Origin of the sequence: Aquimarina algiphila, from assembly GCF_007489275.1 — a bacterium.
GTDB lineage: Bacteria > Bacteroidota > Bacteroidia > Flavobacteriales > Flavobacteriaceae > Aquimarina > Aquimarina algiphila.
Window position 1 is genome coordinate 65,059 of sequence record NZ_VLNR01000026.1, and the last position, 10,793, is coordinate 75,851.

At 32.4% G+C, this 10,793-nt stretch carries 8 protein-coding genes; all 8 read right to left on the reverse strand.

Annotation, left to right across the window (positions count from 1 at the left end; all coding sequences use genetic code 11):
• Positions 1-16 precede the first annotated feature (16 nt).
• The 8 genes from FOF46_RS13800 to FOF46_RS13830 all read right to left on the reverse strand — a co-directional run bounded on the left by FOF46_RS13800 (position 17) and on the right by FOF46_RS13830 (position 10,681).
• Positions 17-4,429, reverse strand: coding sequence for a DUF6443 domain-containing protein (locus FOF46_RS13800; protein WP_143916830.1), 4,413 nt, complete (start codon positions 4,427-4,429; stop codon positions 17-19).
• A 5-nt stretch (positions 4,430-4,434) separates the two neighbouring features.
• On the reverse strand, positions 4,435-7,878 hold the full coding sequence (locus FOF46_RS13805) for an RHS repeat domain-containing protein (protein WP_143916831.1): 3,444 nt from the start codon (positions 7,876-7,878) through the stop codon (positions 4,435-4,437).
• Between the two features lie 117 nt (positions 7,879-7,995).
• On the reverse strand, positions 7,996-8,268 hold the full coding sequence (locus FOF46_RS13810; RefSeq protein WP_143916832.1) for an HTH domain-containing protein: 273 nt from the start codon (positions 8,266-8,268) through the stop codon (positions 7,996-7,998).
• 127 nt (positions 8,269-8,395) lie between these two features.
• Entirely contained in the window at positions 8,396-9,064 is a 669-nt protein-coding gene (locus FOF46_RS31560; RefSeq protein WP_167571834.1) for a helix-turn-helix domain-containing protein, read from the reverse strand.
• A gap of 761 nt (positions 9,065-9,825) precedes the next feature.
• Positions 9,826-10,002, reverse strand: a complete 177-nt coding sequence (locus tag FOF46_RS31565) for a hypothetical protein (RefSeq protein ID WP_167571836.1) — start codon at positions 10,000-10,002, stop codon at positions 9,826-9,828.
• A gap of 36 nt (positions 10,003-10,038) precedes the next feature.
• Entirely contained in the window at positions 10,039-10,242 is a 204-nt protein-coding gene (locus FOF46_RS13820; RefSeq protein ID WP_143916834.1) for a hypothetical protein, read from the reverse strand.
• On the reverse strand, positions 10,217-10,474 hold the full coding sequence (locus FOF46_RS13825) for a hypothetical protein (RefSeq protein WP_143916835.1): 258 nt from the start codon (positions 10,472-10,474) through the stop codon (positions 10,217-10,219). Before FOF46_RS13825 ends, FOF46_RS13820 begins: the two co-directional genes overlap by 26 nt.
• A gap of 12 nt (positions 10,475-10,486) precedes the next feature.
• The gene (locus FOF46_RS13830) at positions 10,487-10,681 is read right to left on the reverse strand and encodes a hypothetical protein (protein WP_143916836.1); all 195 of its coding nucleotides are present in this window, start codon (positions 10,679-10,681) and stop codon (positions 10,487-10,489) included.
• Positions 10,682-10,793 lie beyond the last annotated feature (112 nt).

A 10,793-nucleotide genomic window follows, 5' to 3' on the forward strand; every position in this document is an offset into this window, starting at 1 on the left:
AAGATTACTTTTATCTTTATTTAACTTTACCTTTTTCTGTAATTTTTAATAGTGATGATTTTGATTTTTCTCTCTTATTGTTATTAACCGATTTAATTCGTTTTTCTAGTTTATCAAACCAGTTTTTAGGTATTAAATCTTCTTCACCAGATATATCATCTTTAAAGACCTTCCACCATTGTGCATCTAGATCTCTTTGATCAACTAAACTCTTAAAAGCCTTTTGACAAGCGTCAATACATGATTTTCCAGGTCCTGCTATTGAATATAGCCATGTCTTTTCAGTTATATCTTTCGTTTCTTTTTTAACATTTTTATCTTCTTCAGTACTTGAATCTATCCTCTTATATTCATCATAGGAATGTGGTTCATCAGGATTTATATCATTTGCGGCAATTATTGCTTTACCCAAATCTAAAACGTTTTCACCATTTTCATCTACCAAGGAAGTCCCAGTATCAGCATTTGCACTAAAACCTATAGGTTTAGAACCTCCTTCAGTACCATTAATTGAATAATAAGTCCAACCATTTTTCTCATCCCCAATTAATACTGCTACATGGCCATATTCTTGTGCAGCTTCTCTATCAAGTACGAAAACTATATCCTTACCATCTGGATCATATGCAAATAATGGCGTATTGGCTGAATAATTATATGGAGATAATTGATGGTATTTATCTGCTAAAGGATCAATATTCATCCACTTTCCTATGGATGCGTCATAATTTCTGGCTCCAAAATCAAGCCATTCCAAACTAACTTCATCATTCTCCTCTTTGCTGATAAACCCATAATTATGTTTCCTGCCATTAATTGTGTTATTATACCCTTTATGAGCAAGGCCAAAGGGGTAATAGTTCTTTTCTTCTACAATTTCATCTTGGGTGATTGTTCCATTTTTATTAGAATCCTTATATGATAGCCTTATGTTACCCAAATGGTCTTTATATTGATAGATATATTTATATCCATCATCTTCTTTTTCCACTATGCCTTCGGTATGATTAAAGAACTCTAAACCTCCATTTTTATAGACATGGTTCCCTGTATATTCAGTTTCTATTGAAGAAGTTCCTTCTGTAACAATCTTTTTTAATTTTATACCTATAGCATCATAAATATAGCTAATATTTCCTGTTCCTTGCGCGTTGGATATGGAAACTGTTTTGGGTAGGTTCAAATGATTATAGGTAATCCCTGTGATGCCTTTGTTTTGGTCAGTGATCATGTTACCATTGTCATCATAAGTAAAATCATCATTGGTATTAGTACCTTCTTTAAATCCAAAGGTGGTATTTCCTGTATCTGTAACTTTTAGAAGTTTATTACCTGCATCATAGGTATATCCTAAATTATCCATCACTCCAAAAGTAGTTGCAGCTTCATTAAGATGTCCTGTGCGGTTTAAGGATAGGATATTCCCCATTTTATCATAGGACACATTGGATAAGTTATAATTTCCATCATTGCTTATACCATTTGTAATCCTATTTAAGGCATCATAAGAATAGGTGTAGGCCTTTATGCTATTATCTTGATTGGCTGTACGCCAATAGGTTTGACTGATATTTCCATTGTACAGAGCTTTATCCTGATACGCAGTAGCTACATCATTGTAGCGAATTCTAAAAGAAAACAGGTCATTTCCTAGAGTGTTTACATCATTAATTCCTGTAAGCCACCCCCGTATGTTGTAGGTGTAGTTTACTTGTTGTAGTGGGGAGGTTGCTTCACTGGCGTTCGCAACGCCTCCCACATCCTTTTGTTTGAGTTGCCCAAGGGCATCATAAGTATTACTCACAATCTGCTCAGTATCTTGAGTGTTGATCTGTTGGGTTTGAGTTAGTAGTCTCCCCATATGGTCATACTCAAATTTGTCAATGGTTACAATGGCTGCATTGCTGCCTTTGGTATGTGTGGTTTTTGTTTCTTCTACTTTACCCACAAAATCCAGTTTGCTTTCTATGATATCTGTTGTATTAAGGTAGTCATTTTTACTGGCTACATAAATAGGTCTTGACTTATCATCATAATACGTCACTGTAGTAATCCAATCATTAGTATCCAATACCCGTACTTTACTTCCTGTAGATAAAGATTTGGTATTTGTATCTATGGTTTCTCCATATACAGTTGTGGGACTTGTTAATCCATCGATATCAAAAGTGTAATTATCATAATAATTGATGGTAAGAATTCTAGACATTCTTACCGGGTACATATCATTGGTATAATATACTGGTGTTCCTGCAATAGTAATCGGGCTTGTGGTTTTGATTTCATAGGGTTTATAGGTAGATGAATTCACTTTATTTCGTAACAAAGCTACTGTACTTCCATTTTCAATAAGACCTGTATAGGTGACTCTTCCAAAAGCATCATATTTGGTAAACAACCATTGGTTGCTTTGTTTTAATAATGCATCTTGTGTCAATACTGGCTGATCTAGTGTATTATAGATGATATATTCCTTTCCTTTTCCCGGGATTTTCTTTTCTATCAATCGGTTTCTGCGATCATATTTATATTGATAGCACAGTTCCGCAAGTTCTGTGTCAGATACTCCATCTGTTGCACTCAACTTTACTTCGGGAGGAATTACATAAGTTAGATTCCCAAAACGATCATAAACATAATAGATATCATGCGCCTCTGAGCTCGATGAACCTGTGGAAGCATAGGTTCTTTTTAAAATCATTCTACCTTGTTTATCTTTATACTCTTTTGTGGTATGTAGATTTCCATCTGCTGGGCTCCAGTTTTCATCTTTAGTGATAGTGACATGAAGTTCATTAGGATTATAATAATTGTTTTTTACCAATTGTGGTTTTTCGGTATTGTTATTATCAAAAACTACATCAAAATAAATAATATCATTAGTCACATTGGTACCCCAGTCAAATTTGATCGTATGATCGGTATCACTGTTGGGATCAGCTTTCCATGCTTTTCCTGGGGCGCCTTGTTCTGTGACCCTGTTTAATGGAGAAGCCTCAAAGACACTTTCTGAATAGGCGTTTACATCTGCAAGAGCAACTCCAGTAAAATCTTCTGAATATGTATTTTGGTAGTACGTATTTATGGTGTTATTGATATCAACAGATTTTAACCCACCAGAAGCACTATTAGCTTCATAGGGTAAATATTGTTTAGTTTCCCTACCATAAGGGTCGTATTCTATATGAGTAACAATATCCTTTTCATTTGGAGATCCTTTGATTGCGATTTGCTGTTTCGGCCTGCCTATTCCATCATAATAAGTAATACTTTCTATTACATCATTGGCATTTTGTATAAGGACTGAAGAAGTCATCTCTTCTTGATAAACCCGTGTAAAAATATAATTATCGTTTGTGAATATACACCCTTGATTTGGACCAGATTCATCAGGACATTTATCGTTATTATCTAATACATAACCCGTAGGGCGATCACATTGTGTCAATGTTGTGCCAGTTTCACCAAATTGATCATTATCTGTATCAATATACCAAATGGTATCAGGATGTATGAGTTCATTATTATCATCGCAGTCACCCAAAGGTAAAACCGTTAATACATACCCTGGTCCAGGATTATCACATTGTGTTACTGTTGTTGCTGCATAATTATCCCCATCATTATTGGCATACCATACTGTATTAGGGTGTAATAATTCATTATCATCATTACAATCTCCTAAAGGTATAGCATATGCGAAATAATCATTTCCTGGTCTAGAACAACTATTGACCTTTAAACTAGCATAACCATCCCTATCTTTATCCTTATACCATGTCCGTATGCAAGATTGTGTTACTCGAAAAGTGGTACTCACTGAAGGACCAATTACAGAAATTGCCCGTATGACTACTTCACGATTAACTGATGAATTATTGTTGGTCACGGTAGCTCTAAATGCATTACCAATTTTAGATACACTTATCCATGCAGGAAGCGCACCACCAGAGGTATTGGTAAATTGATATGCTGTAGGTGTACTAACACAATTAGAATACCTGAAAGGAAAATCTTTATATGAAGCAGTTGCAGTAGTAAAATCATGATTCCCAATTTCTTTAATTATAGAACAAGGAGGTGGCGGTGGAGGCGGAGTACCTTGTTTGACAGTAAAACCATTGGAAGTATTGCCATTGGCTAAAACAGTAATGGTGGCAGTTCTATACTGACTTGAGTTCGACTGGTAGGTTATTTTTATTGAACTGGAAACAGTAGTTACCGATAACCAATTAGGAACACCCATAAACGTTATAGTAGGCCCAGAACATGTTGCGCTATATTGAATATATTGTACTCCACTGGAGTTAGAAATAGTAACAGTATTAGAATTTAATGAAATACCACAAGATTCTGCATTTGCTTTAGAAGCTAATAAATATGTTGCTAAAAGGAGTATGTATGTGTATTTAAATATATATGTTTTCATTTGTTTTAGTCTTTATAGTGATATACATTCTCTGATACTAAGTTCCCTGTAGCATCTTTTATTGCTTTTAAGCGGTTAAGGGTATCGTATTCATAATACATGGTGTATCCTTTAGGATTGGTGATGCTGGTCACTCCAATTAATGGATCGTAAACATAAGTTGTGACCATGACATTAGGCATTGCTGTATTATTTCGTAATCCATTAAGTAATGAAAGGTTGGTTTCATTATATCCTTTCAAGACAGCTTCAGTAATACCCAAGGCTTCTGCAATTTGAGTATAGGTAGCATTTTCTATTTTTGCTACGGGATATTCTTTGTTGTGTCCCCAGATGTATGAAGTATATCGACCATTTTCAATAGAAATTTCTAGAGGTTGACCTTTTTCGTTGTAAGAATGATAGGTTATGCGAGGTTTTACTTTATCTAACGCTTTTGCAATTTTTGTTTGACTTGGCAGGACTAAAGCATCATAGGTAGAAAACACATTACGTTCTACAGAAATGATCTCATTATTTCTTTTAGTAACGGTTTGGATGGGTAGAGCAATACGATGTAAATTATTGCCCTTTAATTTCGTTATCTCTGAATATTCTGTTATGGACAAAATTCCTCCTTCACTTAAACTATTGCTAGATGTGATATCGTCAGGATAGTAAATTTTGGTCTCGAAAATATTTCCACTACTATTAGTAGTTTCAGTTCGGGTAAGCTGTAAATGAACGTCATTGTCATAATAAAACTTTTGTTCATTAACTATTGGATTTTCTCCATTGCTATCAAAAATGGTTTGTTTGGATACAGTTTGTTGGATGAGATTAGAATAATGAGGATAAAACTGAAACCTTTGCAATTTACAATCATAATAGTTTGATGTTCCAGTGCCAGTAATTATTTCTAACCATTCTTGCTCATATATCCCTCCCATTAGCATGTTAGGATTTCTAAAGGTATCGTTAAAATCAAAAGTATCGGCATCATAACCATTTACCTTATATTTGTTTTCTACTTTTCTAACCTTTGTAAAAGAGTTATCATTATTTGCTTTATAATCTGACTGCTCATACATAAGGCCATTGATCGGTATTTTGATAACCGGAAATAAATACCAGTCATTTGATTTTACCGTATTAGTGATTTGGATAGAGGGGTTATAGTAACTATTTTCATTATAATATTTCGTTACTGTTTTTCCGTTTGTATTTCCACTAGAATTTGTATTGAATTGTTCAACTTGTCCATAAGTGACAAAGCTGCCTTGCTCTTGAGAAAGACTATTTGTACTACTGGATTGGGCAATTACTGGAGGTGCAAACCCAACCTGACCGGGAGCTGTGATAATTATTCTTGCAGATCTTCCAACCCTATAGTTAGGAAAACTGGTTAATTTTCCGTGAGAATATTTTTTACCAGTATCCTCTTTGTAATGATAATTAAATTCTTGTTTTAATAAGGGGTTGTCATCACTATCGTAATTAGCAATAGATTTAATACGTAATCCTCCTCCTTTTGAATATTTAATAGTATCATCAGGAGGTGTTGTAGTTTTATAAGAAACACTTATAGAGCTTTCGCCTGATAAAGTACCGTCACGGTCATCAAAATATGCTTTTAATGTATATTCACCCCCTGCAAAAATTCCCATTGATATACTTTTGGTAACCACTATTGATGTACAATCTTGGAAATGATCGTTTACATCCAGACCGTTCACAAAATCAGAGTACACAACATCACCATTAGGTTTTGTTAATTCTACATACATTTCTGATGATTGCATATTTCTGGGGAAGTCACCAGGAGAATTAGGTTGTACACAAGGATAACCATAAACGACATGATGTATTTTGATGTCCACATTTTGTGTAGATGAGGCTCCGGTATTGGTAAATTTTACCACAGATTCTCCATTACCATTAGAGGAGGCGGTTCTGGTTACTGTAGTAGTTGAAGTTGGTTGGCCTCCACCTATTACCGAACTAGTACCATTAAAGGTATGCAGCTCATGATCAAAAATGGTATACCCTTTTGTAGGATAGGTTATTTTCTTTAGTGTAAATAATTTGGCATGGTCAGGGTGTGGTGTTCTATCTGCATCGATACTAGCCCCAGAGGGAATAAAAGATACTCTGTTAGTTTTTCCATTATACAGGCCCCAATAATCTTGTCCCATAAAGGTTTTGTTGGGGATTGAATGATTTGCAGGATTTTGGTCATTATGATATTCAAAAGAATGTATTTTTTCTTTGTTTTCGGTAATGGCATCTAGTTTTAATCTTAAATTCAGGTCTACAAATCCATTTTTTACCAGTTTGCCATAGTCTCCCGTTTGATCTACTGAGAATGCATTAGTGCTAGGAATGGTGAATTTCTTACCAAAATAGGAATATGAAAGATCAACTTCTTTAACTTGGTTTAATGTATTTCCCTTTTTTGAAAAGACATTGATATTCTTGATAAAGTAATCTCCTTTAATATCTTCCCGTTCATTTTTTTCTGAATAATTAAATACTACTTTCCCATTATTAAAATGAATTTCAGATAGTAGTACAGGAACTGTATATGGTGATAATCCGGCAGAATTTTGATATTTATTATCAGCCGTCATTGATTGATGGAATACTCTAAGTGGGTTAACCCTGGTATCGCTACTTGTATATATAAATTCTATTTCATCATTTGTTGCAGATTTAATTTTAGTCAAAAACCAGGAGGATACATATTGATCAGCAGCATCATTAAACCTGGTAAATTGAGACTTTTCAAAAAAGTAGACATCGCCATTTGAAGTTGTTACCTTAAATGTATTAAGTCCTTGATTTGTTGGGTGTTTGAAAAGTTCAATCTTCAGTGGTTCTCTTTTTAGCATAAATGGATTGCCTTGTTGGTCGAGGAGAAAACTACCTGTCATTCCATTAAAATTGTAATGAAAAGTATCTGGTGCTAGATCGTTTCTATCTTGTGTTCCAAGAATTGTATTAGGGACTTCTGTCAAAACCCCATTTACCATAAATTCACAATCACTATTGGGAAAAAGAATGCTGCCGTTTTGAGGATAATAATATCCGTCATTTCCTACCGGATGATCAGGGATAGGTTTATTGTTGCCCATCCAACCAAATGATCCAAAATCATCTTTATGCTCGATAGCTCTGGTAATAATACCTCCGGCATTAAGTGCCCAGCCTAAACCAACATGTCCTGACTCTTCATTTAATCGTATCCCACCAGAATGATAACTTAAGCTTATGGGAACCTCCAGAGTTCCTGATTTAATAGTATAAATGGGTACATTAATATTAGGAATTCCTGTATAATTATTTACAGGATGAATAGCATATTTACCTAAAGTAGCTACATTAGGCTCTGGGGGCACAAGTTTGTTTTGTTGACCAAATAAAAATATGTTAACAAATAGAAAAAGTAAAAGTGTGATACATTTTTTCATGTTAATGTATGTTTGATTATAAATTGTTTTCCTGATACAATAATAAGCGGTGTCAGTTTCATTTTTTGACACTAGGCAAATTTTCTTGAATATTTTTTGTTTTTATTCTGGTTCTCATTACCCAACAAAAGAATTTAGCTTTTTGATCGTATTCCCTTTAGTGTAGAATCCAAATTTGAAACTAACTTCGGTTTCATATACATAACTTTGTATAGAGAAATCATATTCAATCGGAGCATTTAATTCCCTTATAATATTGATCAAACGATATACTTTAGTTTTAGAAACTCCCAACCTATAGGCTAATGCTTCTGGAGTTCCTGTAGCTTTTAGCCGAATAAGTTGATCTAAGTATTCTATAAATTCAATCTGTTTAATAAGCGTACTCATTGAAATTCCCTTTATTTGTTTTTTGAAATGTTAAAAATCATCATTAGATGAATCTTATCACAAAATTATGATCAAGAAAGAGTTTAAGTGTCCTAAATATTATCAAAAACAAGATTCTGGACAAGGTTTATTTACCAGAACGATAAGCAGATGGTGTTTTTTGAGTTTCTTTTTTGAATGCGGTATAAAAATTAGATTTCGAATTAAAGCCTGATTCATAACCGATTGCTTCAATCGTATAATTTTTATATTCTGGGTTGATGAGCATTTCCTTAGATTCATTAATTCGTAATCGATTAATAAAATCAGTAAAGCTATGATTGGAGTTTTTATTAATCACTCTTGACAAATGGCTAACACTTATATCAAATTTTTCTGCTATAAGTTCTAAACTTAGATTCGGATTTAGGAATAGTTTCTCATTTACAATGGTATTCTCAATTTCTAAAAAAAGATCATCATTTACGGATAAAGGTTTTTTAGTAGTTGGTATCGATTTAATAGTATGAGTTCTTATATCAAACCTTTGATTGAGTATTCTTGTTTCGATAATTCCTTTATAAACTATCCAATATACCAAAACAGAAATGATAATCCATAAAGGGTAATATGTACTAAGATCTTCTTCAAACCTAGCAATATTATCTTTAATAACAAAAACCCATGAAATACAAGTGAGTACCCCAATAATTAAAGCTTGTTTAAGCCATTTTGTTTTTGCTTTAATATCGGATAAGTTAAATTCTGTTCTTGATTTTTCATAATTGAAAATTTTGTACAGAATTAAAATAATCATCAAAATTGAGAAAAATAAAGATAAATATTCTTCTGAAGTCAAAAGTAATTGAATCTTCTTATCAGAAAATAGGATTACATTAAATTTTATAATTATTCTAAATATTAAACTTAATAGAAAGGGTGAAAAAACTACTACAAGAATACTTTTAAGTGATTTTATTTGTAAATAAATATTTACAAATATGAAAAACATAGGCATTATTAAAAACTCAAAAGGGACTTGAAAATACAGCTTTTCAATCAGATCAATATCAATTAACAAATATTGTAAATTATTGAATGATAATGCTAATGCCGTAAATACTAAAAAATAATTAGAAGGTATTCTGTAATTTTTATTTAAAAAGACAATAAAACCAAATACAAAACCTTGAAAAATCCCAATTAAGATTATGATATTAAAAATATTAAAGTTCAGCTCCTGACTCGCCACTAATTATGTTTTAGATCGTAAAAATATAAAAGACCAGTTAATAACTGGATGATACATGATATATTTTACATTAAATTAAAAATCTATAATGTTTATAGTGCGAAAATAAAACATACTAGTTTCATTTTTCGTGACTGAGGAAAAAAGAAAGATAATTTTTAGAACTGCTCTCAATAACTTGACAATATTTTATATTTTACAAATTGATGAAAATATAGTATTAGAAGATTTCAAAATATTTTTACTGCCTTATATAAGACTTTTAATAAAATTTGATTTTTATTAATGATTATGTTACCTGAAATATATTACAATGGATATAAAAACTATAAATCTTCTATTCTTCTATCTCTATTACGATCTTCAATAGTGAAATAGAGATCTGTACTTGTCTTTACAATACGAACCAGAAGAAGCACTCCAAGGATAACTTTAACAGCAGTTCCAATCTTATCTGTTTTAGGAGGTTCAGTCAATAATTTATTTACGGTGTTTGGATTCATAGGTTTATCTTTTGGGTCAAATTATATTAATTGTATCTACTCTTTACAAGCATCCCTTACCTCTTTAAAAGATCGGATCATTTTTGCAGTAGCACTAAAAAAGTATTTGGAGAGATATAACATTCCAAAAACAGTTCCACCGATCACAATAGTATTGGTTACCGTTCTTACAATAGGTTTTTTAAAAAAAGGTTCACTTTCCTCAGTAAGTTTTTTAATGGTATTTATATTCTGTTGCATTCTCTTTTTTGAAGGGTTCCTCAGGGTATTCTTTCTGTCTCTTTCCATAATTTTTAATGATGATATAGGTAAGTAAGCATACAACACTTAGACTTGTCGCCCAGATTACTTTTTTTAGTTTTTGATTTTCAATTATAAGTTCGTTCCTGTGATCTGTTATTAATTCAAGTTCTTCAGGGATATCCTTTATAAAATCTAACTTATAACAGTCTATGATATTCTGATTTTTCATTATGATGCAGGCTTATGTTTTTGTAATTAAAAATTGCTCATCTTTTATATTCATCAGTGCATATTCATAAACACAACTCAATAGTTTGCCCTCTCTTTCAATTTTATGTGTGCTAATGCCGAAATTAAATCCAGCACCAGATAAATAATCATAAGATTTAATGACTTCTTTTCGATCATTTAAAAGTCTTCTTAACCCGTTGTGCATTTAGAAAAAGTTGCGCAAACTGCTAAAAGGCAGTAAATTGTAGTTACGACACTATAATTCATATGCACAACTTTCAAGCAAATTACGATAAAATACTCAAGGTTTTAAAAGG